At 67.9% G+C, this 24,649-nt stretch carries 26 protein-coding genes and 1 tRNA gene; 8 read left to right on the top strand and 19 right to left on the bottom strand.

Annotation, left to right across the window (positions count from 1 at the left end; genetic code table 11):
- The first annotated feature begins 125 nt into the window (after nt 1-125).
- Both ACZ5TV_RS03075 and eutC read left to right on the top strand, forming a co-directional pair.
- Nucleotides 126-1,487, top strand: a complete 1,362-nt coding sequence (locus ACZ5TV_RS03075; RefSeq protein ID WP_379781501.1) for an ethanolamine ammonia-lyase subunit EutB — start codon at nt 126-128, stop codon at nt 1,485-1,487.
- Nucleotides 1,487-2,389, top strand: a complete 903-nt coding sequence (gene eutC / locus ACZ5TV_RS03070) for an ethanolamine ammonia-lyase subunit EutC (RefSeq protein ID WP_379781503.1) — start codon at nt 1,487-1,489, stop codon at nt 2,387-2,389. Before ACZ5TV_RS03075 ends, eutC begins: the two co-directional genes overlap by 1 nt.
- A gap of 53 nt (nt 2,390-2,442) precedes the next feature.
- On the opposite strand, the gene ACZ5TV_RS03065 is transcribed toward eutC, so the two are convergent.
- Nucleotides 2,443-4,038 carry an ethanolamine ammonia-lyase reactivating factor EutA gene (locus tag ACZ5TV_RS03065; RefSeq protein ID WP_464384087.1) on the bottom strand — a complete coding sequence of 532 codons (1,596 nt, stop codon included), beginning with the start codon at nt 4,036-4,038 and terminating at the stop codon, nt 2,443-2,445.
- A gap of 109 nt (nt 4,039-4,147) precedes the next feature.
- On the opposite strand from ACZ5TV_RS03065, the gene ACZ5TV_RS03060 reads away from it, so the two are divergent.
- On the top strand, nt 4,148-4,726 hold the full coding sequence (locus tag ACZ5TV_RS03060; protein WP_379783687.1) for a DUF2150 family protein: 579 nt from the start codon (nt 4,148-4,150) through the stop codon (nt 4,724-4,726).
- Nucleotides 4,727-4,759: 33 nt separating this feature from the next.
- Here the strand turns inward: ACZ5TV_RS03060 and ACZ5TV_RS03055 are convergent, their stop codons facing one another.
- From ACZ5TV_RS03055 to ACZ5TV_RS03045, 3 genes are all read right to left on the bottom strand, one after another.
- A complete protein-coding gene (locus ACZ5TV_RS03055) occupies nt 4,760-5,641 on the bottom strand; it encodes a DUF63 family protein (protein ID WP_464384086.1) in 882 nt (293 codons plus the stop codon).
- A gap of 127 nt (nt 5,642-5,768) precedes the next feature.
- Nucleotides 5,769-6,218: a universal stress protein gene (locus ACZ5TV_RS03050; RefSeq protein WP_379781819.1), complete on the bottom strand. Its 450-nt coding sequence runs from the start codon at nt 6,216-6,218 to the stop codon at nt 5,769-5,771.
- A 135-nt stretch (nt 6,219-6,353) separates the two neighbouring features.
- On the bottom strand, nt 6,354-7,283 hold the full coding sequence (locus tag ACZ5TV_RS03045; protein WP_379781817.1) for a DNA adenine methylase: 930 nt from the start codon (nt 7,281-7,283) through the stop codon (nt 6,354-6,356).
- A gap of 183 nt (nt 7,284-7,466) precedes the next feature.
- On the opposite strand from ACZ5TV_RS03045, the gene ACZ5TV_RS03040 reads away from it, so the two are divergent.
- Nucleotides 7,467-7,724 (top strand): DUF5789 family protein, encoded by a 258-nt coding sequence (locus tag ACZ5TV_RS03040; protein ID WP_379781815.1) that lies wholly within the window; start codon nt 7,467-7,469, stop codon nt 7,722-7,724.
- A 61-nt stretch (nt 7,725-7,785) separates the two neighbouring features.
- Here the strand turns inward: ACZ5TV_RS03040 and ACZ5TV_RS03035 are convergent, their stop codons facing one another.
- Nucleotides 7,786-8,310, bottom strand: a complete 525-nt coding sequence (locus ACZ5TV_RS03035) for a GNAT family N-acetyltransferase (RefSeq protein ID WP_379781813.1) — start codon at nt 8,308-8,310, stop codon at nt 7,786-7,788.
- Nucleotides 8,311-8,398: 88 nt separating this feature from the next.
- Nucleotides 8,399-9,250, bottom strand: a complete 852-nt coding sequence (locus ACZ5TV_RS03030; protein WP_379781811.1) for a TatD family hydrolase — start codon at nt 9,248-9,250, stop codon at nt 8,399-8,401.
- A gap of 170 nt (nt 9,251-9,420) precedes the next feature.
- Between ACZ5TV_RS03030 and ACZ5TV_RS03025 the strand changes: the two genes are divergently transcribed.
- Both ACZ5TV_RS03025 and ACZ5TV_RS03020 read left to right on the top strand, forming a co-directional pair.
- The gene (locus ACZ5TV_RS03025; RefSeq protein WP_379781809.1) at nt 9,421-10,050 is read left to right on the top strand and encodes a DUF7979 domain-containing protein; all 630 of its coding nucleotides are present in this window, start codon (nt 9,421-9,423) and stop codon (nt 10,048-10,050) included.
- A gap of 133 nt (nt 10,051-10,183) precedes the next feature.
- Nucleotides 10,184-11,848 carry an HTTM domain-containing protein gene (locus ACZ5TV_RS03020; RefSeq protein ID WP_464384085.1) on the top strand — a complete coding sequence of 555 codons (1,665 nt, stop codon included), beginning with the start codon at nt 10,184-10,186 and terminating at the stop codon, nt 11,846-11,848.
- Nucleotides 11,849-11,907: 59 nt separating this feature from the next.
- On the opposite strand, the gene ACZ5TV_RS03015 is transcribed toward ACZ5TV_RS03020, so the two are convergent.
- From ACZ5TV_RS03015 to ACZ5TV_RS03005, 3 genes are all read right to left on the bottom strand, one after another.
- Entirely contained in the window at nt 11,908-12,726 is an 819-nt protein-coding gene (locus ACZ5TV_RS03015) for a hypothetical protein (RefSeq protein ID WP_379779433.1), read from the bottom strand.
- Between the two features lie 93 nt (nt 12,727-12,819).
- On the bottom strand, nt 12,820-13,875 hold the full coding sequence (locus ACZ5TV_RS03010; RefSeq protein WP_379779431.1) for a succinylglutamate desuccinylase/aspartoacylase family protein: 1,056 nt from the start codon (nt 13,873-13,875) through the stop codon (nt 12,820-12,822).
- Nucleotides 13,876-13,953: 78 nt separating this feature from the next.
- Nucleotides 13,954-14,535 (bottom strand): hypothetical protein, encoded by a 582-nt coding sequence (locus ACZ5TV_RS03005; RefSeq protein WP_379779429.1) that lies wholly within the window; start codon nt 14,533-14,535, stop codon nt 13,954-13,956.
- A gap of 95 nt (nt 14,536-14,630) precedes the next feature.
- Here ACZ5TV_RS03005 and ACZ5TV_RS03000 point away from each other — a divergent pair, with 95 nt between their 5' ends.
- Entirely contained in the window at nt 14,631-14,903 is a 273-nt protein-coding gene (locus ACZ5TV_RS03000) for a DUF8110 family protein (protein WP_379779427.1), read from the top strand.
- A 161-nt stretch (nt 14,904-15,064) separates the two neighbouring features.
- Here the strand turns inward: ACZ5TV_RS03000 and ACZ5TV_RS02995 are convergent, their stop codons facing one another.
- The 4 genes from ACZ5TV_RS02995 to trmY all read right to left on the bottom strand — a co-directional run bounded on the left by ACZ5TV_RS02995 (nt 15,065) and on the right by trmY (nt 16,449).
- A complete protein-coding gene (locus ACZ5TV_RS02995; protein ID WP_379779425.1) occupies nt 15,065-15,361 on the bottom strand; it encodes a hypothetical protein in 297 nt (98 codons plus the stop codon).
- Nucleotides 15,326-15,398: transfer RNA gene (locus ACZ5TV_RS02990), tRNA-Pro, on the bottom strand. Before ACZ5TV_RS02990 ends, ACZ5TV_RS02995 begins: the two co-directional genes overlap by 36 nt.
- Nucleotides 15,399-15,474: 76 nt before the next feature.
- Nucleotides 15,475-15,849 carry a CHY zinc finger protein gene (locus ACZ5TV_RS02985; RefSeq protein WP_379779423.1) on the bottom strand — a complete coding sequence of 125 codons (375 nt, stop codon included), beginning with the start codon at nt 15,847-15,849 and terminating at the stop codon, nt 15,475-15,477.
- A 3-nt stretch (nt 15,850-15,852) separates the two neighbouring features.
- Nucleotides 15,853-16,449 (bottom strand): tRNA (pseudouridine(54)-N(1))-methyltransferase TrmY, encoded by a 597-nt coding sequence (trmY, locus tag ACZ5TV_RS02980; protein ID WP_379779421.1) that lies wholly within the window; start codon nt 16,447-16,449, stop codon nt 15,853-15,855.
- Between the two features lie 51 nt (nt 16,450-16,500).
- Between trmY and ACZ5TV_RS02975 the strand changes: the two genes are divergently transcribed.
- Nucleotides 16,501-16,686 (top strand): hypothetical protein, encoded by a 186-nt coding sequence (locus ACZ5TV_RS02975; protein ID WP_379779419.1) that lies wholly within the window; start codon nt 16,501-16,503, stop codon nt 16,684-16,686.
- A 65-nt stretch (nt 16,687-16,751) separates the two neighbouring features.
- On the opposite strand, the gene pyrF is transcribed toward ACZ5TV_RS02975, so the two are convergent.
- From pyrF to ACZ5TV_RS02945, 6 genes are all read right to left on the bottom strand, one after another.
- On the bottom strand, nt 16,752-17,588 hold the full coding sequence (gene pyrF / locus ACZ5TV_RS02970; RefSeq protein WP_379779417.1) for an orotidine-5'-phosphate decarboxylase: 837 nt from the start codon (nt 17,586-17,588) through the stop codon (nt 16,752-16,754).
- A 118-nt stretch (nt 17,589-17,706) separates the two neighbouring features.
- Nucleotides 17,707-20,931, bottom strand: coding sequence for a carbamoyl-phosphate synthase large subunit (gene carB / locus ACZ5TV_RS02965; RefSeq protein WP_379779415.1), 3,225 nt, complete (start codon nt 20,929-20,931; stop codon nt 17,707-17,709).
- A gap of 205 nt (nt 20,932-21,136) precedes the next feature.
- Nucleotides 21,137-21,343, bottom strand: coding sequence for a hypothetical protein (locus tag ACZ5TV_RS02960; protein WP_379779413.1), 207 nt, complete (start codon nt 21,341-21,343; stop codon nt 21,137-21,139).
- 98 nt (nt 21,344-21,441) lie between these two features.
- Nucleotides 21,442-21,975 (bottom strand): DUF5815 family protein, encoded by a 534-nt coding sequence (locus tag ACZ5TV_RS02955; protein WP_379779411.1) that lies wholly within the window; start codon nt 21,973-21,975, stop codon nt 21,442-21,444.
- 65 nt (nt 21,976-22,040) lie between these two features.
- On the bottom strand, nt 22,041-22,280 hold the full coding sequence (locus ACZ5TV_RS02950; protein WP_379779409.1) for a hypothetical protein: 240 nt from the start codon (nt 22,278-22,280) through the stop codon (nt 22,041-22,043).
- A gap of 84 nt (nt 22,281-22,364) precedes the next feature.
- On the bottom strand, nt 22,365-24,587 hold the full coding sequence (locus ACZ5TV_RS02945; RefSeq protein WP_379779407.1) for a CDC48 family AAA ATPase: 2,223 nt from the start codon (nt 24,585-24,587) through the stop codon (nt 22,365-22,367).
- Nucleotides 24,588-24,649: the final 62 nt, after the last annotated feature.

Here is a 24,649-nt window from a genome sequence, read left to right as displayed (position 1 = left end):
CCCGACCGAGAGCGGGCGTCCGACCCGACTGAGAACAATCGCTGTTGTAGTATCACAAACGGGGTTTGGTAACAAGTAGCAAAGTTTCAATTCCCTCGGCGTCGAGCGGGCCGGTAGGAGACAGTATGTCACAACACACCGTCGATCCCGGGTCCGCCCGTGGCTTCGACTCGATACGGGAGGTGTTGGCCAAGGCGAACGAGGAGAAAACCGGCGATCAGCTCGCGGGGGTCGCCGCCGGCTCCGAGTCCGAACGCGTCGCGGCCAAACGGGCCCTCGCGGAAACCAGGCTGGAAACGCTCCGTGAGAACCCGGTGGTCCCCTACGAGGACGACGAGGTGACCCGCGTCATACAGGACGCGGTTCGCGAGCCCATCTACGACCGGATCCGCGACTGGACGGTGGCGGAGTTACGGGAGTTCCTCGTCGACGGGGCGACGACCGACCGGGAGATCAAGGCGATCCGCCCGGGGCTCACGAGCGAGATGATCGCGGCCGTCACGAAGGTCATGACCAACGTGGACCTGGTGTTGGCCACGTCGAAGATGACGGTGACCGCGCGGTGTAACAACACCGTCGGCACCGACGGCTCGCTCTCGTTCCGGCTCCAGCCCAACGACCCCGCGGACGACGTCGACCGGATCCTCGATTCCACCCGTGAAGGGCTCTCCTACGGCGTCGGCGACGCCGTGATCGGGATCAACCCGGTCGAGGACGGTGTCGGGACGGTTACCGACGTCCTGGAGGCGACCCACGAGTTCATCGAAGAGTGGTCTATCCCCACTCAGAACTGCTGTCTCGCGCACGTCACGACACAGATGGAGGCGATCCGTGACGGCGCGCCGGCGGACCTGCTGTTTCAGAGCCTCGCCGGGACGGCGGCGGGAAACGACGAGTTCGGCGTCGACGTCGACCTCCTCGACGAGGCGCACGAGCTCGCCCAGCGACGGTCGACCGCGTCGGGGCCGAACGTCACCTACTTCGAGACGGGACAGGGGTCGGAGCTCTCCGGCGACGCGCACGAGGACGTCGACCAGCTCACGCTTGAAGCCCGGTGTTACGGCCTCGCGAAGCGGTACGACCCGTTCCTCGTCAACACCGTCGTCGGCTTCATCGGCCCGGAGTATCTCTACGACGGCCGGCAGGTGATCCGCGCCGGGCTGGAGGACGTGTTCATGGGCCAGCTTCACGGGATCCCGATGGGGATCGACGCCTGTTACACGAACCACATTCAGGCCGACCAGAACGACATCGAGAACCTCGCGGTCCTTCTCGCCGCCGCGGGCGCGAACTTCTTCATCACGGTCCCGATGGGTGACGACGTGATGTTGAACTATCAGTCCAACAGCTACCACGATGCCGCCGCGCTGTGGGAGGTGTTCGATCTGGGGCCCGCGCCGGAGTTCCGCGAGTGGCTCGCCGACGTCGGGATCTGGGCGGACGGGCAGCTGACCGAACGCGCCGGCGACCCGACGAGGTTCTACTGATGAGCCGGAACGACGCCGGCGGAGACTCCGACACCGACGCCACGATCGAGACTGACGCCACGAAAGACACGGAGCCCCTAACCGACGGAGGAACGGGAGCGAACGGCGGAGCGGACCCGGATCGACGGGACCACGATCCGGATCGCCCGGACCCGCCGAGAGTAGGAGTGAGGGATCCGGTCGACGCGGACGCGCTCGATCGGATCGTCTCACGGAGCCCGTCACGGCTCGGCGTCGGGCGCGCGGGGCCGCGTCCGACGACGGACACCCTCCTCCGGTTCCGCGAGGACCACGGGGTGGCCCGCGACGCGGTCACGAGCCGGGTCGACGAGGGTGTGATCGACGAGCTGGGACTCGTCTCCGTTCGCACCCTCGTCGAGGACCACGAGCAGTTCCTGGCGCGTCCGGACCTCGGCCGGGAGATCGACGACGAGACCGCCGACTACCTCCGCGAACGGTGCCGGGTCGGCCCGCAGGTCCAGCTGATCGCCAGCGACGGGCTGAGTTCGACGGCCGTCGAGGCGAACCTCCCGGACCTCCTGCCGGCGCTGCTCGACGGGTTGGCGGCGCGTGACCTCGACGTCGGCACGCCGGTGTTCGTCGAGTTCGGCCGTGTCGACGTGATGGACGCCATCGGCGAGGTGCTCGACGCCGACTGCTGTGTGATCCTCATCGGGGAGCGGCCGGGGCTCCGCACCGCCGAGAGCCTCAGCGCCTACATGGTGTACGGCCCCGAGCGAGGGACGCCGACCGCGCGCAAGTCCGTGATCTCGAACATCCACGACGGGGGGCTTCCCGCCGCCGAGGCCGGTGCCGCGATCGCGGACCTGCTGGCGGAGATGTGCGAGCAGGAGGCGAGCGGGCTCGACCTCCGTGAGGACGACCGTGACTTCCAGAAGTAGCGTCGAGGAGAGGGGAACGGAAGACGGCGGAACGGGCGAGGCGAACGACGGAGTCAGCCGCCGAACGCGAGCGTCTTGACGACGACGGGGACGGCTTCGCGCCCCGCGAACGGCTTCCCGACGTCCAACCGCACGCCCGCCCGCAGGCGGAGTTCGTCGATCACGGGCACCGGCTCGTCCAAGCGGGCGGCGAGGAGCTGTCCGAGCACGTTCGCGCAGTTCTCCCGGGTAACGACCACGACCGGCACCGACCGTGCCGTCGATCGGTCGAGCGAGCGAAGCGCGGCCGCGATCCCGTCCGCCGTCTCCCCGAGGTCGTCGTACGCGAGCGAGCCGACCTCCGGGAGGTACAGCGCGAGCCCGGACACGTCGTCAACGTCGTAGAGCGCCCGAGCGGACCCGATCGCCCGTTCGAAACGGTTACGGGGAGCCTCCGGCGGCTCCGGCGACTCCGATGAGCGGGTCGCCCCCGGTGGATCCACCACGACGACCGGCACGTCACGCAGCGGGAGCCGGTCGGTCGGAAGCCAGACGGTCCGCCCGCTGAACGTGGTCGATTCGGTGCCGACCCCGACGACGGTCGCCCGTAGGTCCTCCGAGAGCGTCAGCGGCCGGTCGGGGAGGTCGGCGTGCCCGCGGAGCGTTCGCCGAAGCGACGCCGCCAACAGCGGCCCGAGATCGTCGAAACGGAAGGTATCGACGCTCCGGTCGTCAACGGTGTTCGCCAGCGATCCCACGCCGCCCGTGAGGACGACGTCGTCGAGACGGACCGGGCGCTCCGGGAGCGGACCGATCGCGAGCGACTCGACCACGTCGTCGAACGGCGGCCCGACGAGCGCGTCGGCGATGGCGGCCGCGGCGGCGTCGGCGAGCGATTGGAGTCCGGACGGGGTCGCGGGACCGCCGACGGCGACGTCGAGCCCGTCGACCGCGATCAGCCGCTCGGCGGCCGGCGAGAGGTGGGATATCCGGCTCGTGTCCGACCTCGTTCGCTCGCCGTCGTCGGCCGCATTCGCGCCGTCGTCGCCGTCGCCCGCACCGTCGTCCACGTCCGCCTCCCCGCTATCCCCGCCCACGTTCGCCCTCGCCCGCCCCTCGACTCGGACGATCCGCGCCCCCACGTCGATAACGCGGGTGTCGACGAGCGTGTCGCCGGCGAACACGGCGACGTTGGTCGTCCCGCCGCCGACGTCGACGTTGGCGACGACCCGCCCGGTCCGGGCCGCATGGTCGGCCGCACCCGACCCGCGGCCGGCGAGGACCGCCTCTAGGGCTCCGCCGGCGGCCGCGGCCACGAACTCGCCGGCGTCGTCCGCGATCCGGCGGACGAGCGGTTCGGCGTTCCGCCGCTTGGCCGCCTCCCCGGTCACGATCACCGCTCCCGTGTCCACGTCTCCGGGATCGATCCCGGCCGACGCGAAGGCGTCGACGACGATCCCCGCCACGCCGTCGATGTCCACGGTCGCGGCGTCGACGAGGGGGGTCTCGTGGACCCGTCCCCGGTAGACGACTTCGCGGTCGCGGATCTCGGGTGCGGCCGCGCCGTCGTGCGTCGGCGACGACACCCGAAGTCGGCTCACCACGACCTGCGTGGTCGTCGTCCCGACGTCGATCCCGACGCTCGTTATCGGTTCGGGGTCCGGGTTCATACCCGTGGATCGGTGGGAGCCGATAAGTCGCTATCGCCCCGGTGTGACGGCGTCTCTCGCGGGGGAGTGATAAGAAAGGCCTTTGAGTAGTCCGAGTAAGGTATGGGGTATGACCGAGGACGAGTCCGTCGAGACGTTCTACTCCGAGGAGCGGTGGCAGAACTGGCTCGACAGGGTAGCCGAGGAAGAGCTCGACCCCGAAAACGAGGACGCAGCGCGGCTCCTGTTGAACTTACAGGACGATGCGGCCATCGCGGTCGCGAAGGTTCTCGCCGCGCTAGAGGAGGACCGGATCGACGAGGAGCGCGCGGTCGAGGAGATCCGGTCAGTGAGCGATATCGTCCTCGCCGAGGTCGCGCTGGACGACGAGGACAAGGAGATGCTCATCGACGGCGTCCAGACCTCGCTCGTTCCCGTCTTCTACGCCGCCGAGGAGTACGTCGTCGGCGGCGTCGTCGACGGCGACGTTACGGAGTTCGTCCGGGCCGCGGCCGACGCCGAGGCCGAGGAGGACCTCGACGCCGCGCTCGGCTACGTCGTGCAGGCTGGCACCCGCGTCATCGACGGCGAACGGCTCGATATCGAGCTCGTCGAGGAGATGGAGTACGGACTCGTCTCCGAGTGGGTCAACGGGCTCGACTCCCTGCAGTCGGCCATCGAGGACCCCGAGGTCGTTGAAGAGGACTGAGCGACGACCGGTTCCCGGAGCGAACGACTCCCGTTACGCGGCGACGGAGAACAACACCAGGTTGTGGACGGCCGGCCCGAGCCCAACTGCAGCGACGAACCCCAACAGCAACAGCCCTTCACCCGGCTCCTCACGGACGTACGGCCCGAAGACGTGAACGAGGAGGCCCGCCACCGCTAGTTTGAGCAGGAGGAACGCCCACCCCTCCCCGACCACCGGGAGAGAGGGGAGCCCGCCGAGTTCGAGGATCGCTCTGGAGAGCGGCGTTCGCTCGCCGAACCCGAGCTGTGTCACGCCGACGGCCGTCGAGACCCCGTCGAGCGCGTGCCCGAACACGGCGAGCACGCCGACTCCCCCGGTCACCCCGGCTTCGGGACTGATCCGTCCGAGCACCCACCACACGGCACCCGTGACCGGAACCGACAGGACGAGTGCCACGGCCGACCACCGGACGCCGGCCGTCGAGACGCCGCCGCCACCCGCCGCGACGAGCGTCGGAACGAGGAGGGCCGCTCCGGCGACCGCGAGGACGCCCGGGACGCGATCGGGGGCCACGAGCGAGTCGGCCGCGTCGGCCCCGTCGACCTCGCCGACCGCCGTCCGCCGTCCCGTCGACGCGGCGGCGTCGGCGACGACCCACACCGCGGCGGCGAGCGTCCCGACGACGAGATACACGGTCGGCGATCCGCCGAGCGGGGCGACAAAAGGCGGGAGGGCGTCGACGACGTACAGCACGTGAAATCCCGCGCCGAGCGCGATCCAGGGCACGAGTGCGAGGACGTGTCGGCCGGTGACGCGGGGTCGCTGCCGGCGGACCGCAACGGCGACACTCACTGCCGCGAGGAGCACCGCGACGAGGTACGGCAGCGGAGGGATCGCCGTTCCGTCGGGAACCAACGGGAGGCCGTCGAGCATCACCGAATCGACGGGCCGCTCGGCGTGAAAGCGTTTCGGGTCGCGGCGGGCGACAGTGCCCTACCCGTTCGATCCCTTCGATCCGTTCGATCCCTTCGATCCGCCGCCCGCCCGGCTACCCGCGAGCTCACACCGAAAGCACGGGCTGGCTCGCGTACAGGAGGACGTACTCCGCGGCCTTCTCGAGCACCGCGCCGGGTTCGCCCGTGATCGGTTCGCGGGGGACGACGATGAAGTCGGCCGCGATCTCTTCGGCCGTGTCGAGCACGACGCTCCCCGGGTGGACCGTTTTCACTTTCGTCGAGAACCCGTACGCGATGGAGTTGCTGTGGGCGACCCCGGCCGCCTCCGCTCGGCGCGCGACCGAATCGGTGAACGACTGCGTGTCGTCGGCGACGTCCGCCTCGTCGAGCTCGCCGGACTCCAGCGAACGAACGACGTCCTCGTCGAGGACGTAGAGGGCATGGACTCGCGCGTCGTACTCGCCCGCGATCGCGATCGCGTACTCGACCGCCTCGTGGGAGGCCTCGCTCCCGTCGACCGGGGCGAGGACGAGATCGATATCGTGTGCGGTCATGGAAGGTCCGACGGCGGGGGAGCTCAAAAAGCCCGACGGAACCCGCCGTGGCGATCACGGTCAGGCCCTCGCCCCGCGATCACTCCTCCGTGAGCCCCACCTAGCGATCACTCCTCCGTGAGCCCCACCTAGCGATCACTCTTCGGTGAACGTCGACAGGGAGCGCTGGTCGTCGCCGCGCCGCTCGGACGCCGGGACGCTCGTCGCGATCACCTCGTCGACGGCGTCGCGGTTGTCGGCGTCGCTGTTGATCGCGCGGACCGCGTCCACCGTGTCGACGTCGAGCCCCGCCTCGGTGTACGGTTCGTACATCACGCCGCTGTTGCTCAGGACGACGTGGACGCCGCGGTCGACCAGCGTCGTCGCGGCGTCGAGCAGCCGCCGCTGGTCGTCCCGATCGAACCCCTCGGCGCTGTACTCCGTGAAGTCCGCGGTCGGGCTCAACGGCTCGTACGGGGGGTCGAAGTAGACGAGGTCGCCGGGGTCGGCCGCGTCGAGCACGTACGCGAAATCGCCGTTGCGGATCTCGACGTCGGCGAGCGCCTCGCTCGCGCGGCGGATCCGGTCGCGGTGCACCCAGTCCGGGTTCGCGTACCGGCCGATCGGGACGTTGAACCCTCCGTCGGCGTTCTCGCGGTAGAGCCCGTTGTAGCAGGTCCGATTGAGGTAGACGAACAGGGCGGCCTCTTCTAGCGGATCGAACGACCCGGTGTACGGACGGTCGTTGAACCGCGCGCGCTGCTGGTAGTAGTAGGCGTCAACGTCGCGGCCGCGTTGGGTCGTCTCGGCGTACGGGAGCGACGGGTCGGGGTCGGCGTCGGGGTCGTCGAACCGCTCCAACCGGTCGATGAGTCCCTCCGGATCGTCGCGAACCGTCTCGTACAGCGAGACGAGCCGCGGGTTCGCGTCGTTGATCGTGGCGGCGTCGGGCTCCAGATCGAAGAAGAGCGCGCCGCCGCCGACGAACGGTTCGTGGTACCGGTCGTACGACTCGGGGAACCGGGCGTACAGCGCGTCGAGCAGCTGCCGTTTGCCGCCGGCCCACTTGAGGATCGGCTCCGCCATTCGATGTCGGCCGTCGACCGCCGCCGCGTATAAACGTCCCGGGACTCCGTCCCGACGCCTGGGTCCGCCCGTCCCGACGTTCGAGCGCATTCGTTCGGACGCCTATGCGGATCCCCTCGGACGCCTCGTTCGTGCGCATCGGTTCGTGCGCAGCTTCATACACTCGGGACGCGTTGAGTCGGTATGACACGCAAAGTCGAGCTGAACCGGGTCGACACCGTCCTCTCCACGCTGGAGTACCCCATCACCCCCGCCGAAGTCGAACACGACTGTGGCGACGTGACGATACAGCTGGCCGACGGCGAGGTGAACCTCGGCGAGACGGTCGGCGATTCGACCGCGACGCGGCTGGCCTCGGTCGAGGAGCTGCGGACGGAACTGTTGAGCCTGCTCCCGCGTCGAGCGGTCGGCGAGCCGTTCCAGTCCGACGGCGACGCCTGAGTCGTTCCTTTTCTACGCTCGCGGTGGATCGGGTGTCGGTTACGCCCGCTAACCGACCGGTCTACCGGTCGACCGCTCGCGAGTAGATCGTCGTCGGGTACGACTCGCCGACGACCTCGTGGCTCCCGCGTCCCGTCGCCTCGAACCCGCGCCGTTCGTAGAACCGCGCGCCCACGTCGTTGTCGGCGAACGCCTCCAACCGGACGACGTCGACGGCGTCGGGGAGGAGCGTTAGTCCACGCTCCAGTAGGCTGGTCCCGATCCCCTCCCCCCACCGGTCGGGGTCGACGTAGATCGCTTTCAGGTCTGCCTCGCCCTCGCCGACGAACGGCTTCGTCTCCGCGTCCCCCCAGCGGAGGTCGACGAACCCGCACACCCTCCCGTCGTCGACCGCGATGCGGACGCCCTCGCGGTTCTCGCGGAGCCCGGCCTCCCACCCGTCGACGGTCTCCGGGTCCGGATCGATCGGCTGGCGCTCCAGTACGTCCGGCGGGAGGATCCCGTCGTACGCCGCGCGCCAGGCGCGGCCGTGTGCCCGGATCACTCCGCGGACGTCGCTCCGGTCTTCGATCCGGCGTAGCTCCATGTCTCCGGCCTCCCGTGCCGAGTGCAAGACTCTTTGGGGGGTTCGTTACTCCGTCAGCGTCGCCTCCGTTAGCGCCACGCCGTCAGCATCACTCCGTCAGCGTCGCCTCCGTATCGATCCCGTAGGCCGCCGCGGGCGTCTCTACGTGCGCTCGGCGGACGGCGTCGTCGTACCCCTCCTCCAGCAGCCAGCGGACCCGTCGGGGAACGGTTTTCGGGCCGAGCACCATCCCCGGCTTCTCCGGGTCGTCGACGAAGTCCGTCTCCATCAGGAACGGCGCTCCCGTGTCGGCGGCGCGTTCGAGGCGGTCCTTCTCGCTCATCACGCTCGGGACCGGACCCTCCAGCCGCCCGGCCGCGTAGTGTTTCACGACGCGACCGCGGTCGAGGCCGACCGACTCCGCGAGCGCCGCGAGATCGGTCAGGTCCTCGCTCGCCTCGGTGTGTAGCTGGACCGCACAGCCGACTTCGGCCGCGCGCTCGAAGGCGGTCCGAGTCACCGCGTTCGACGCCTCCCACACCGCCTCGGTCACGTCGTAATGGGGGCGACCCGATTTCAACGCGAGCGCGCGGCCATCGGCGACGTACTCGCTTGCGACCTCGATCCCGCCGGCCATCAGCTCCCGGGCCGCGTCGGGGTCGAACCCTCGCTCGTCGACGAGCCGACTGATCAGGCCGGGATGGACGCCGAGCACGGGCCAGGCACGGCCCGGGAGCAGCTCGGTCGCGTCGGTGACCGCCCCGAGCGTCTCCTCGAACACCGCCCGGAAGTCGGCGGGGTCGTCAGCCTCAACGCCGAGGTGCCAGGAGGGTTTGTTGACGACGAGCAGGTGCGTGCCGCCGAGTCGAACGAACTCCTCGACGGCGTCCATCCCGCGACCGTGACGCGGGTCGAGGTGCATGTGGTTGTCCAACACTGGGGTGTCGAGCTCCGCGGCCATGGATCGGATCCCGGCTTCCCGTCGCATATGCGTTCCGAGCGCCAGCGGGCACGCGGTGAATCCGTGTGGCGGTCCTGGCTTCTAGTCGGTGAGATCGTCACCGGCTCCGGTCGTGATCGTCCCCGACCCGCGGCGGAAAGCCTCTTGCCGGTGGTGGTCGAACCCCCGATATGCGCCGGTTCCCCCTCGTGGTCGGGCTCCTCGTCGTCGGCGGGGTGTTGATGGCGAACCCGCTCTACCTCCCGGTGGCGTTCGACGACACGACGACCGGCTACTCCCACGCGGTCCAGCCGATCGACCGGGGGGCGATCGCCGCCGACGCCGAGGTGGTCGACCGCGCCGACTTGGAGCCCGACGCCCGGGAGGCGTTCGACCGCGCCCGCGACGCCCCCGAAGGCGGGTTCACCGTCGAGGACCCCGACGACCGGGTCGACTCCCTCCCGTACCCGGCGGAGCCGACGACCGGCGACGGGATCCTCGTCGTCACTGACGGTGACCGACACTACGAGTTCTGGACCCGAGCGGTCGACCGCGAGCCGGCGACGACAGTCCTCCAGCGGCTCGTCGTCCAGCCGGCCGGGTTCCTCCTCGGGTTCTTCGCCGTCGTCGCCGCCGTCGCAGTCACGATCCGGGGGCGGGAGGAGCGACGGGAACGGGCTCCCGGTTCTGCCAACGACTCGGCTCCCAGTGACGATCCGGCTCCCAGTGACGATCCGGCTCCCAGTGACGATCCGGCTCCCAGTGACGATCCGGCTCCCAGTGACGATCCGGCTCCCGGTGACAACCGAGGTCGGCGTTGAACACGCCCGCTTCCGCCTATCGCACTCCCGTCATCTACCCTGGCACTATCGCCCGCCCCACCTGCCCGATCCGCCCCATCGGTCCCGCCGGACACAACACCTATGACTACCGGGTCACGACGGGACGATATCGATGGGGATCCCGAAACGGTCGAGCGATCTCCGGCGGGTTCTCGCCGCGATCGTCCGCCGGGTCGCCGCCGGGACGCGCGAGCGGGTTCGGATCGATACCCGATCGCTCGCGGTGTTTCGGATCGCGCTCGGACTCCTGATCGTCGCCGACCTCCTCCTCCGATCGCGGAACCTGACGCGGTTCTACACGGATCAAGGAGTGGTCCCGGTGGAGCTAGCGGTCGCCGCCGAACCCGCCGCTGCCTACTCGGTGTACGCGTTCGTCACCTCGCCGGCGGGGGTGGCCGGCCTGTTCGCGCTCACCGCGCTCGTCGGTCTCGCCCTGGCGGTCGGCTACTACACCCGGCCGATGACGGTCGTCGCGTTCGTCCTCGTCGTCTCGCTCGACGTGCGCAACCCGTTCGTGTTGAGCTTCGCCGACGTACTGTTCGCCACGCTGCTCGCGATCGCGGTCCTCCTCCCGCTTGGGGAGCGCTGGTCGGTGGACGCGGTCGCGTCCGACCGCCCCCGCCGCGAGTCGACCGCTGGCGTCGCGACCGCCCTCCTGCTTGGCCAGGTGGTCGTGATGTACGTCGTCAACGGGTACCACAAGACGACCTCGGAGCTGTGGCGGTCCGGGGAGGCGGCGGTGCTCGTCCTCGGCATCGACGAGATAACGTTCCTGTTCGGCGACACGCTGCGGCGGGTTCCCGAGCTCCTCCAGCTCTCCGGGCTCGTCTGGGTGGGGATGCTGTGTCTCGCGTGGCTCCTCCTCGTTTTTCGGGGACGGGCGCGGTATCTGTTCGTCGCGGCGTTCGCAGTCGCGCACCTCTCGATGGCGCTCACCGTCCGCATCGGCGCGTTCTCGTACGTCTGTCTCGCCGGCCTGGTAGTGTTCGTGCAGGGCTCCGGCTGGGACGACCTCGGGCGGATCGGTCGGTGGACGCGCGCCCGACTCGACGGGCTCGCCCTCCCGCTCCACCCCCCCACCGTCCGTTTCGAAACCGTCCGGGACCGACTCGCGTCGATCGCGCAACGATTCCCTCGCCCGACCGCCACGGCCCCCTCGCGAACGCTCGCCGCCGTCCGGAGGCGGCTCCCCGATCCGCTCGCGCCGCACGCGCTCGTCGTCGTCGCGGTCGCCGGCGTCGTCGGGGTTCTCGTCGTCGCCGGTGGGCTCTCCGCCGCGGGCGTTCTCGACGACGACACGCCCCGCTCCGAAGTCGAAAGCGGGACCGCCGCGCTCGTCGAGTTCCAGACCGACTGGTCGATATTCGCGCCGGTCCCCAGGACGACGGACCGCTACTACGTGTTCCCCGCACGGGCCGCCGACGGAACCCTCGTCGACGCGTACTCCGACCGGGCGCTCTCCTACGAGCGCCCCCACGACGAACTCCAGCGGCAGCACGCGACGTACCGCGAGCGGTTCTACATGGTGTCGCTGTTCGATGACGGCGAGGTGTCGGAGCGCCTCGCGGGGCGACTCGCGGAACACACCTGTGCGACGTATCGGACCGAGGCGGGCGCGACGCTCACTCGTATCGAAATGTACCGCGTCACCGAGGAAATAACGCGGGAGACGATCGACGAGCCCGCCGCCCGTGACCGGTCCGCTTCGAGACTGTTCGAACACGACTGTGCAGGCGACGGCAACCGCGAGCCGCTCCCGCCGCCCTCCTTTGACTGACTCCGCTCCCGCCGCCCTCCTTTGACTGACCCCGCTCCCGGCCCGGGAGGGCCGGTTGGCTACTTTCCGGTCTCGTCCGAGTCGTCCGTGTCGTCGTCGCTGTCGTCGTCCGAGCCCTCACCGACGACCTCGTCTAACTGTTCTTCGACGGTTTCGTCAACTGTCTCCTCGACAGTCTTCTCAACAGTCTCCTCGACCGTATCCTCAACTGTCTCTTCAACCGTTTCCTCGACCGTATCCTCAACTGTCTCTTCAACCGTTTCCTCGACCGTTTCTTCGACCGTTTCGTCGACAGTCTCTTCGACGGTTTTCTTGACCGTCTCCCCGACTGTTTCGTCGACGGTCTCTTTGACGGTCTCTTCGACGGTTTCCCCGACTGTTTCGTCGACGGTTTCCTTGACAGTCTCGTCGACGGTTTCCTTGACAGTCTCGTCGACCGTCTCCTCGACCGTGCGCTCGACGTTCTCCGACACCTGCTCGACGGTCTCCTCGACGTCTTTCGTCACTTGGCCGACCTTCTCTTCGACCGTCTCCTCGACCTCCTCGGACACCTTGCCGACGCTCTCGTCGACGGCCTCCTCGACTTCCTCGGCGCGCGGCCGACGATCGACCCGCTCGTTCACCGCTTCGAGCCGGTCGATCACCTCTTCGACCTCAGTCCGGAGGGTCTCCTCGACGTTCTCGGTGACCTCCTCGGTCATCCACTCCGGATCGAACCGTGCCATCTTCCACGTCACGTGGACGACGTACGACACCAGTACGCCCAGCCCGAACGCGCCACCGACCTCGCTCCCGACGACTGCAAACAGAACGATAGAGACGAATATCAACAGCCCGTACGTCACGTCGACGAGGAAGTCGACCCGATTCGGATTCACTACAGATCCCCCGCGCGTCCGCTAGTAGTTCGGATCATCACGTACCCGCTATTTACGCCCCAGCCGCTAATACCGATCGTTTTCGATTCGCGATCACTCGGCGTCAGTGGGTCGGCTACTCCTCCCCGACCACGAGCCCGAGCGACGGGACCCCTGTGCTTCGATCGCTCGCTGGGTCGACTCGTCGACGCGCACGAGGTGACACAGCGGATTGCCGGGGTAGACGACCGGGTTCTCCAAGACGCCGATGAGCAGCCCGGTGAACGGGGCTTTCACGCCGATCGCGTCCTCCTTGAACGGGTTGGTGATCGTCGCGATCCGGTCCCCGTCGCGGACCAGTGAGCCGCTCTCGAAGTGAGTGTCGACGATCCCCCCTGCGTCCGCCCGCAGCCACGTCTTCTCGCTCGACCCGGCGACGATCGTCCGCCACCCGGGCCAGCGGACCGACTCCGTCTCCAGTAAGCCGTACTCGGCGAACACGGAGCGGACTCCCGCCAGCGCGTCGTCGATGAGGCCGCGCTGGAACCGGTGTGCCTCCCCCATCTCGATGGTTATCGTCGGGATCCTGTCGGCGGTCGCCTCGCCCCTGAGGGTGCCGCTCGGTCCCTCGCTGTCGATGACGACGCTCGACCCGAACGCCATCGCGAGCCGGTGGACCCCCTCGTCCGTCATGTCGCCGCGGACGTGGAGCATGTTCGTCCGCCCGCGGGTGGAGGTGTGGAAGTCGAGCCCGAGATCACACGGCTCGATGAAGTTCGCGTAGATCCGGTGAGCCATCCGGTTCGAGCTCGTCGACCCCGGTTTCCCCGGGAACGAGCGGTTCAGGTCCCTGTCGTACACCGGGAGGTACCGCTGTTGAGCGAGGAACCCGGGAACGTTGAGCACGGGGAGACACACGAGCGTGCCGGCCAGCGCTGAGAGGTCCCACTCGTGGGCGACTTCGCGGACCACTTCGATCCCGTTGAGCTCGTCGCCGTGGGACGCCGCGGTGAGGAAGACGGTCGGGCCGTCGCGCTCGCCGTTGACGATCGTCACGGGGATCCGGACGGGGTCGCCGAGATACGTCTCGCTGATCCCGTACCTGATGTTCTGTGTCTCGCCGGGGGCGACCGCGCCGCCGTTGTACGTGAAGGCCCGGTCGTCGTCCATGTCACACGCCAGCAGTGGCGGGGATTTATACGTGACGGCACGCCGGTGGCCGCGACGCGGACCGCCCGTCTCACGGCCTCAGATCGACTCGATCAGCTCCATCTGCATCGCCATCTTCCGCTCCTTGTAGTTCACGTCCACCGTGTCGAACTCGCCCACGTCCTCGGGCCGGAAGACGAACGTGATGTCCTCAGCGTACACGTCGCCGATCACGGCATCGTCGTCGGGTTTGAGCCGCGAGCGCTTGTCCTCGTCCTCGAACACCGCATACGAGAGGAGGCCGATGGCGTCGGCCTGGCCGAGCAGGTAGAAGTCGGCGGGGTTCGGGAGCGCCTCCTGGTTGCCGCTCCCGAGGCTGTTGTACAGCCGGGGGTTCGGGTCGCGTTCGTTGCCTCGGGCGGGCGTGAACAGCATGTCCGTCTCGTATTTGAACTCGATGTCGTAGCCGTACTCCGTGTCGACGAAGTCGCGGCCCTCGTCGTCGACCCACTTCAGTCGGCCGTCCGTGTACACCTCCAGACACCGCTCGATGAGGTCGGACTTGTCGAACCGGTCCTTCCGGCCGTTGAGCTGGTCGCCGACCGACCCGACGAGCGTCGCGTACCGGTCGATGTCTATCGCGCCGGCCAGGTCGGCGGCGTACTCCCGATCGCTGTGCATTTGTCGACCATAGAGTGATAGCGGGAATACGTCTTCCGGTCGGCGGGGTCGGCGTCGGGGTAACTATCTTCCGGGAGCGTCGTGTTTCAGTATTTATGAGTGACGAGCTAGAAGAAGAATATCCGGAGGTCGCGCCCTTCATCCGCAAAGCCGTCGAGAAACACAGCGAGGAATGGGTCATCGAGAACTATTCTCCCCAGATCACGAACTTGGGGGTGGTGATGAACGTGCCACCCGTGGAGGAACTCCCCTTCTACGACGAAGAGAAACACGATGTCCTGACTGATGAAGAGAAACGCGAACGGGCAGCGGCGTACCAAGAGTACCGAGAGAACCTCCGTGAGGGGACCAAGCCTGACGACCAGTAGCGGAGCGTACACTCGGTTCTCCGTGTGTCGGTGCTCGTCTACTCTCCCGTCGCCTCACTCCGACTGTTTTCCGAATCGGGTCGCTCGCTGTGCTCGCGACCGCTCACGGAAAACTCTCGACGGAAAAGCGCGAACTCGCTTCGTTCGTTCGCGTTCGACGACTACTCCCCCACCGCCTCCTCGGCAATCTCGATCTTCGCGCCGATCTCCTCGGCGCGCTTCTTCGTCTCCGGATAGCTTTCCAAGTCGTCGGCCACGTCGTCGACGTCGGGCAACTCGATCGCCTTCAGCCGGTCGACGAGCGAGTTCCTCTTCGTCGCCGTCTCGCGGAAGTTCGCGAAGTCGTCTGCCTCGTCGACGGCGATCAGAACACGACACTCAGACCCGTCGCTCTCGCTCGTCGTTGCGAAATGCGGGAGAAGTGGGCCGGCACGAATTTGAATCGTGGTTACGGCCACCCGAAGGCCGAAGGATACCAAGCTACCCCACCGGCCCGCATCTGAAGGAAGGCCGTTCGTTCTTTTAATCCTTCCGAAAACGGGGGCGACCGTCCCCACCGACGGCGCCGCCCTCACTCGAAGTACCGATCGCGGTGTCGACGACAGCCGGGGTTGAACGCGGCCCCGCAGTGCGGACAGGCGTCGTCGCCGTCGAGATACTCCCGAGCGGTTAGCGTTTCGCGACAGACCCCACACAGGACCGCCGGCTCGTCGAACCGGTCGCGGGGCCACGGCTCCGCCTCGTGACCGGCCACGGCGTCGTGACACGACGCACAGGGGTAGTACGTCTCACAGCAGCCGAACCGGAGGGCGACCACGTCGACCGGCGACGCCCAGTGGGCACACCGCGTCTCGGGGTCCACGTCGACCCCGCGAAGGGGGACGCGGTAGCGGTCGTCACGCCCGGGCTCGCGGCTCGTCACCCGGTCGTCGTCGGCGTCACCCATGGCTCAGTACGACGTGTAGCCGTCCGTGTCGAGCCAGTTGTGGACGACGGAGACGGTGTGGTCGGCGTGGAGGCGCTTCGGGCCGACCCGGACCCGGCGGTCGGCCGCGTCGGCGAGCAGCGACGACTCCGCGTCGGTGAAGTCGTTGTGATCCGAGAGGACGAACACCGGATCCGACGGGGGTTCGGCCTCGACGAGGGGATCCCCGTCCTCGTGGAGGTGAACGAGCGCCCCCGTGTCGGCGAGTCGGTCGAGCGTGGCGGACAGCCCCATTCGCCGCAGCTCCACGCCAGGGGAGACGTCCGCAGGCATGTGGCCGATCGCCTCGTCGCGCGCGGCGAGCGCGTCGCGGATCCGGGCGGCGACGTTCCGCTCGTCCGGATGGAGGTGGCGGAGCCGGGCGGCGTCGAAGGTGACCGTCACTTCGTCGGCACAGACCAGGTGGACACGAGCGTCCTCGCGGATCCCGTGTGAGAGGAAGACGCCGGTCGCGACGCACCGACAGAGGAGGTCGAGCCGGCCCGCACCGGGGAGATCCGACAACGAGACCGCGTCCGGGTCGGTCGGAACGTCGTGACCGACGACGACGAACTGGCGCATACGAACCCCTCCGCCCGGACGCTTATAATCCGCCCGGGTCGAGAACGCGTCATGAGTCTGACCGGGATCTGCCAGGTGTGTGAGACCGCCCGCGCCGACCACACCTGCCGGACCTGCGGCCGACAGGCGTGTCCCGAGCACTGGAACGACGCCGTCGGGGCCTGTTCCCCGTGCGCCCGCGGCCTCGATGGGGGCGGAGGGACCGACCCGGACAACTCGACCGACCATCGCCGGTAGCGATCCAACCGACGGTTACCGGTAGCGATCTAACCGACGGTTACCGGTAGCGATCCAACCGACGGTTACCGGTAGCGGTTCAGCCGTCGCTTCAGCCGCTTCGCCGCGTCGCCGGCGGCACCGAAGTACGTCTCCTCCTCGCCCGGGCGCGACGACTCCTCGCCGGCGAAGACGATCCCGCGTGAGGAGTTCACCAACCCGACGTCCACGTCGGCGTCGCCGTACGGATACGCCGCGAGACCGTGCTCGACCGCCGCCTCCGCGTCCCCGCCCTGTGCGCCGACACCCGGCACCAGGAAGGGGACCTCGGGGACGATCTCGCGGACGTCACGCAGCTCCTCGGGCGTCGTCGCGCCCACGACGACCCCCACGTCGCCGTCGGCGTTCCAGACGTCCGCGAGCGCCGCGACCCGCTCGTACAGCGGCTCTCCGGAGCCGAGCTCGAGGTCTTGGAGATCGCTTCCACCGGGGTTGGAGGTCCGACAGAGCACGAACACGCCCTTCCCCTCGCGGTCGAGGAACGGTTGGAGGGAGTCACGCCCCATGTACGGGTTCACGGTGATCGCGTCCACCCAGTCGAGGACCTCGGCGTACTGCCGGGTCGTGTTACCGATGTCGGCTCGCTTGGCGTCCAACAGGACGGGGACGTCCTTCCCGGCGGCATACGCCGCGGTCTCCCGCAGCGCCCGCCAGCCGTCGGGGTCCTCATAGAAGGCAGCGTTCGGCTTGTAGCAGGCAGCGTGCTCGTGGGTCGCGTCGATGATCCGGCGGTTGAACGCCCACCGCGGCAGGTCGGCGTCCGCAAGGAACTCGGGGATCCGGCTCGGGTCCGGGTCGAGCCCGACGGAGACGACGCTGTCCGTCCGATCGATCCGGGCCGCGAGCCGCTCGAAGAATCGCATACTCGGGGGTGTGTCGGGAACCCCGCTAAACGTTGTGTTCCGGGTCGAACGGTCGCGTGGGATGGCGTCGTAACCGGCGGAGTCGGCGCCTGTGGTTCCTCGACGGCGTCGAGAGGCGTTACTTCCCCCAGTCGGCTACGCGCTGTGGCCGGTCCGAGACCGCCATCACGTCGAGGTCGTCGCCGGCGTGGTCGATCGCCTCGAGCGCCGCCTTCGCGCTGGCGTGCGTCGAGAAGTAGGTGATCTCCTCCTCGACGGCCACTTCCAGCAGGTCGCGCTGGCGCGAGACGATGAGGTCGATCTCGCCGCGTTTCGCCGCCTCGACGAGGTCGGTCGCCGTCGACAGCTCGAAGTGTTCGGCGAACCCGTCGACCAGCGCTTCGCCCGCCTCGGTCCCGGGATCCGGGAACTCCTCGGCCGAGAGGTCGACGACCGCCGTCCCGGACTCAGGGATCGGTTTGCCGGTCGAGTCCTGCGCCTTGTCGTACGCCTTCCCGAACGACCGCGCCGTTCCCATTACCTCGCCGGTGGACTTCATCTCCGGGCCGAGGCGGGGGTCCGATCCGGGCAGCCGGTCGAACGGTAACACGACCTCCTTCACGCTTCGGTGTTTGGGGATCCGCTCGTCGACATCGAGGTCCGCGAGCGAGAGGTCATCCGTCATGACCTTCGCCGCGAGCTTGGCGATCGGTACGCCGGTCGCCTTCGAGACGAACGGGACCGTCCGCGAGGACCGCGGGTTCGCCTCCAGCACGTACACCTCGGCGTCCGCGTCGGGGTCATGGACGCCGGTCACGGCGAGCTGGACGTTCAACAACCCTTGCGTGTCGAGCGCCCGAGCGATATCCTCCGTCGCCTCGCGGACCCGCGAGAGCGTCGCGTCGTCGAGCGAACGCGGCGGGATCATACATGCGGAGTCACCGGAGTGGACGCCCGCGCTCTCGACGTGCTCCATCACGCCGCCGATCAGGACGTCCTCACCGTCGGCCACCGCGTCCACGTCGAGCTCGACGGCATCGGAGAGGAACTGATCGACGAGGATCGGCTTGTCCGGGGCGACCCGGACCGCCTCCTCGATGTAGCGTTCGAGCTCCTCATCGTCCTCGACGACGCGCATCGCACGACCGCCGAGCACGTAGGAGGGACGAACGAGGACGGGATAGCCGATCCGGTGGGCCATATCGAGCGCTTCCTCTCGGCTCGTCGCCGTGCCACCCTCCGGCTGGGCGACGCCGATCTCGTCCATCAGGACGTTGAACCGATCGCGGTCCTCCGCGAGGTCCATCGCCTCGACGCTCGTCCCCAAGATCGAACAGTCGAGTCCGCGGCGCTCGATCTCGGCTTCCAGCGGCGCGCCGACGTTGACCGAGGTCTGACCGCCGAACTGGACCATCACGCCGTCCGCGCCGGTCGTCTCGATCACGTCCGCGATCTCCTCGGCGGAGATGGGCTCGAAGAAGAGCCCGTCCGACGTGTCGTAATCCGTGGAGACCGTCTCCGGGTTGTTGTTGACGACGTGCGCGTCGATGCCGAGCTCGCGGAGCGCCCGGACCGCGTGCACCGCGCAGTAGTCGAACTCCACGCCCTGGCCGATCCGGATCGGGCCGCCGCCGACGACCACGACGCTCTCGACGTCCCGGTCGACGCGAACCTCGTTCGTTGCCCCCGCCGTGTCGGCACCCGCGAGGAACTCGGGGAGTCGCGCGGAGTAGTAGTACGGCGTCGACGCCTCGAACTCCCCCGCGCAGGTGTCGACCTGTTTGAACGTGCGGTCCGGCACCGCGTCCTCGATCTCGCTCACGCTCGCGTCCACGCCACCGCCCCCGGCGACCGCCGCGATCTCGGCGTTCGTCCGACCGACGGAGGCCGCCGGCGTGAAGTCGCCCGCCGCCGCCGCCGCGGTCGCGTTCGCGACGTTGGCGAAGCGCTCGACGTACCACCGGTGGATATCCGTGAGCTCGACGACGTCCTCGACGGAGTAGCCGCGATCGAACGCCTCGAACATCGCGTACGGCCGATCCGGGCTCGGCCGGACGAGGTACTCCGATTCCAGCTGTTCGTCGGACACCGCCGCGAAGTCGACGGCGGGGTCGTACTCCGAGGAGCGGAGCGCTTTCACCATGCTCTCCTCGAAGGTGCGACCGATGGCCATCGCCTCCCCCGTCGACTTCATCGCCGTGCCGAGCTCGAAGTCGACATCGTCGAACTTGTCGATGGGCCAGCGCGGCACCTTCGTCACCACGTAATCGATCGCGGGCTCGAAGGCGGCGGTCGTCTCACCGGTGATCTCGTTGTCGATCTCGTGGAGGCGCTTGCCGAGCGCGACCTTCGCCGTCACGCGTGCAATGGGGTACCCCGTCGCCTTCGAGGCGAGCGCCGAGGAGCGCGAGACCCGCGGGTTCACCTCGACGACGCGGTACTCCCCGCCGGGTGTGCCGTCGTCGCGCCACGCGAACTGGATGTTACAGCCGCCCTGGATCCCCAGCTCGCGGATCACGCCGAGCGCGGCGTTACGCATCTCCTGATGACCGTCGTCGGGGATCACCTGCGAGGGAGTGACGACGGTTGACTCGCCGGTGTGGATCCCCATCGGGTCGATGTTCTCCATGTTACAGATGATGATACAGGAGTCGTCGGCGTCACGCATCACCTCGTACTCGAGCTCGACCCAGCCGGCGATGGACTCCGTGATGAGCACCTCGCTGTTCCGCGAGAGCCGGAGCCCCTTGCGGACGCGCTCGACGAGCTCCTCGAACTCGTCGACGACGCCGGAGCCGGAGCCACCGAGGGTGTACGTCGTCCGGGCGATGACGGGAAGACCGCCGACCGTGTCGACCGCTTCCTGTACCCGTCCGCGGAACGCCTCCTCATCGAACTCGGTGACCGACTCCCCCTCGTCCAGCGAGATGGTCGTCGACTTCGGAACCGGCTGCCCGATCGCCTCCATGCGCTGGCGGAACAGGTCGCGGTCCTCCGTCGCGTAGATGGTGTCTAGCGGCGTGCCCATCACCTCGACGTCGTACTCCTCTAAGATCCCCTCCTCGGCGAGCTCGGCGGTGACGTTGAGGCCGGTCTGTCCACCCAGCCCGGCGATCACGCCGTCAGGCTCCTCGATCCGGATCACTTCGGCGATCGCCTCGGTGGTGATCGGCTCGATGTACACTCGGTCGGCGGTGTCCGGGTCAGTCATGATAGTCGCCGGGTTCGAGTTCACCAGCACGACACGAGCGCCTTCCTCCTGGAGGGCGCGGCAGGCCTGCGCGCCGGAGTAGTCGAACTCCGCCGCTTGTCCGATCTGGATCGGTCCGCTACCGATGAGCAGAATGGTCCGGTCCTCGGTCATTACCGCGACGGAGTACGCTCATCGTAATAAGGTCGGCGATAGAGTACGAATCTCGCAGCAGTTTTGCGATTTTCGCAAGGCATGCAGTCACGTACCACGCGCTACACCGTCGTGTCACGGACCATGTGCTACGCGCCGCCCGTCGCGTGTCGTTTCACCCACCGTGTGCTGCGTGTCCGCTTATGCGCCGTGCTCACCTTCCGGCTCAGGTGTTGAGCCGATACCGGTACGGCCGCTCCGCGATCACTTCGATATCGCCGCGCTCCGCCCAGCGGCCCAACACGGTCGCGACGCGGTGTGGACTGTCGGGCTCGTCGACGTCATCGAGCAGCGCGAGGATCTCTCGCGCCGTCAGCGGCTCGTCGGCTTCGGCGAGCACACCGCGGATACGCTCGTACTCGTGGGTGTGCATGTGTCTTACACACGTTCCCCGAACGTATATGATTCAGTGAGACAGGAGTCCGACATCCGTCGGACGCCGAGCGGCTGAAACGCTTGATATCGTTACACTCAGGCGTACGGGTCCTCGGCTTCGAGGTCGCGTTCGGCGCGGTACTGGTCGACGAACTCCTCGACGTCGAACCGCATCATCTCCGCTTCGAACCGCGAGAGGGCGTCGCCGTCCTCGGCGTGACTGACGGCGTGTTCCATCAGCTCGACGACGAGCTCGACGATGGTCTCGTGGAGTCGCCGGGAATCGAAGTCGGCCACCCACACCATCGCGTATCCTACGTCGCCGTCGCCGCTAGCGTCGTGTGTGACGACCGCCTCCGGGAACTCCTCCAACACGACGCCGAGCAGGTGAGGGGTGTCGAACTCCGGCATCTCCTCGCTCGTCGTCTCGATCGCCTCGCGGAGCACGTCGACGAGGAACTCCGGGAGGAACCGCTCCGGGGGGTGGACGTCCATCACGACGGCGTGGGTCTCACCGCAGTCACAGTCGAACTCCCGCATCCCGAGGTCGAGCTCGCCGAGACCGACGGTTTCGCCACACGCGAGCTCCAGCGTGTTGTCGTCGCCACCGGGGACGCGTGGCTGAGTCATATCACGTCTTGGCCGTTGGCTCGGTTAAAAGGCGCGGATAGGCCGGAACGCGTTCCGGCGAGACGCTACTCGTAATCCTCGTACCCAGTCTCGTCCCCCTCCAACTCAGTGTCTCCGTCGTTTTCGGTTTCCGACCCTCCGTGATCGACCGCTACCTCCGCTTCGACCTCGATCTCGACCCCACCCGCCTCGTAGGTCGCCTCGATCTCTTCGGCGTCGTCCCGTTCGATCTCGAGCTCGTCCGTGTCGACCTCGACTTCGACCTCCACGTCGACGGTAACGTCCCGGTCGGGTTCTTCGGACATACTGCTTCTGACTACGCGCCAAGCGAACAAAAAACGGCGGTCGAGGTCAGCGCGGCGGTCGAGGTCAGCGCGGCGGTCGATCGGCTACTGGAACCCGACGCGGCCGCCGGCGTCGCGAACCGTGTCGCGGCCGCCGCCCTTGAACTCGCGTTTGACGTCCTCGTAGTAGGACATGAGGTCCTCCGTGATCGTCGGACGCACAGACTCCATCGCCCGACGGAAGTGTTTCATCTCCACGTCCTCGGCCTCGTCGTCGTCGCGAAGCGCCTCGATCGCGGCCTCGCGGGCGATCCCCTCGAGGTCGGAGCCGACGTAGCCGTCCGTGATCTCCGCGACCTCCCGTAGGCTGACGTCGGGCGCGAGCGGAGTGTCCTGCGTGTGGATCTCCAGGATCCGCTCGCGGCCCTCCTGATCGGGCTGGCCGATCATCACGAGCCGGTCGAACCGTCCCGACCGGAGCAGCGCGGGATCGATCATGTCCGGGCGGTTCGTCGCGCCGATCACCATCACGTCGCCCATCTCCTCTAACCCGTCGAGCTCCGTGAGCAGCTGATTGACGACCCGCTCGGAGACGTTGTTACCCATCTCCTGGCCGCGCGAGGGCGCGAGGCTGTCGAGCTCGTCGAAGAAGATGATCGTCGGGCTCACCTGCCGTGCCTTCCGGAACGTCTGGCGGATCGCCTTCTCCGACTCGCCGACCCACTTCGAGAGGAGCTGGGGGCCGCGAACCGAGATGAAGTTCGCGTTCGTCTCGTTGGCGACCGCCTTCGCCATCAGCGTCTTCCCGGTCCCCGGCGGGCCGTACAGCAGGACGCCTTTCGGCGCTTCCACGCCCATCCGTTCGAACTTCTCTGGGGACGTAAGCGGCCACTCGACGGACTCCTGTACCTGCTGTTTCGCGTCCTCCAACCCGCCGACGTCCTCCCAGGACATCTTCGGGAGCTCGACGAGCACCTCTCGCATCGCCGACGGCTCGACCTCGTTCAGCGCGCCGCCGAAGTCGTCGCGTTTGACGATCATGCGGTCGATGAGGCTCGGCGGGATGTCCTCCTCGTCGAGATCGATCTCGGGGAGGTACCGTCGAAGCGCTTTCATCGCCGCCTCCTTGGTGAGGCTCTCGATGTCGGCACCGACGAACCCGTGGGTCTCGTCGGCGAGGTGGTCGAGGCTCACGTCGTCGGACAGCGGCATCCCGCGGGTGTGGATCTGGAGGATCTCCTTGCGACCGACCTCGTCCGGGACGCCGATCTCGATCTCACGGTCGAACCGCCCCGGGCGACGGAGCGCCGGGTCGACGCTGTCGACGCGGTTGGTCGCGCCGATAACGATCACCTGCCCGCGCGTTTCCAGCCCGTCCATCATCGTCAACAGCTGGGCGACGACACGGCGTTCGACCTCGCCGGTGACGTCCTCGCGTTTGGGCGCGATCGAGTCGAGCTCGTCGATGAAGATGATGCTCGGACTCTCCTCTTTGGCGTCCTCGAAGATCTCACGGAGCTGCTGTTCGGACTCCCCGTAGTACTTCGAGATGATCTCCGGGCCCGCGATCGAGAAGAACGACGCGGATGTCTCGTTGGCGACCGCCTTCGCTAACAGCGTTTTCCCGGTCCCCGGGGGGCCGTGTAACAGGACGCCCTGCGGGGGTTCGATCCCGAGCTTCGAGAAGATCTGCGGGTGTTTCATCGGGAGCTCGACCATCTCGCGAACCCGCTGGATCTCGTTTTTGAGCCCGCCGATGTCCTCGTAGGTGATCCCACCGCCGGTTTTCTCGAACCCGGAGATCGGCTCCTCGCGCAGTTCGACCTCGGTGTCCTCCGTGATGAGACAGACGCCGTCGGGCTCCGTCTCCACCGCGATCAACGGGATCGCTTGGCCCGGCGAGCGCATGAACGGGTGGTTCGTCGAGCTCATCACGGGGACGATGTCGCGCTCGACGACAGGCCGCTTGAGGATCTGTCGTTTCACCATTCCGGCGGCGTCCGATCCGAACTGGACGGACGCCTCCTCGGGCGGGGCCAACACCAGCTTGTCGGCCTTCTCGGCTTCCGCTTTCCGGATGGTGACGCGCTCACCGATACCGACGTCGGCGTTCTGCCGGGTGAACCCGTCGACGCGGACCGTGTCGGTGTTCCAGTCTTGCCGGTCCGCACGCCACACCTTTGCGGCAGTCGTCTCCGCACCCTCGATCTCGATGATGTCGCCGGGTGAGAGCTTGAGATGCAACAGCGTGTCGGGGTCGAGCCGGGCGATACCGCGCCCCGAGTCGTTCGGGTACGCTTTCGCCACTTCGAGTTGAACTTCGTTCATGATTCCTCGCGGGGGTTGTCCGTAACTGGACCCGGTTCGGGAATAAGCCTGTTGCCCGGTTC

The organism is Halorubrum tibetense (genome assembly GCF_055396225.1).
This window is presented reverse-complemented; position numbering and strand designations above follow the sequence as displayed.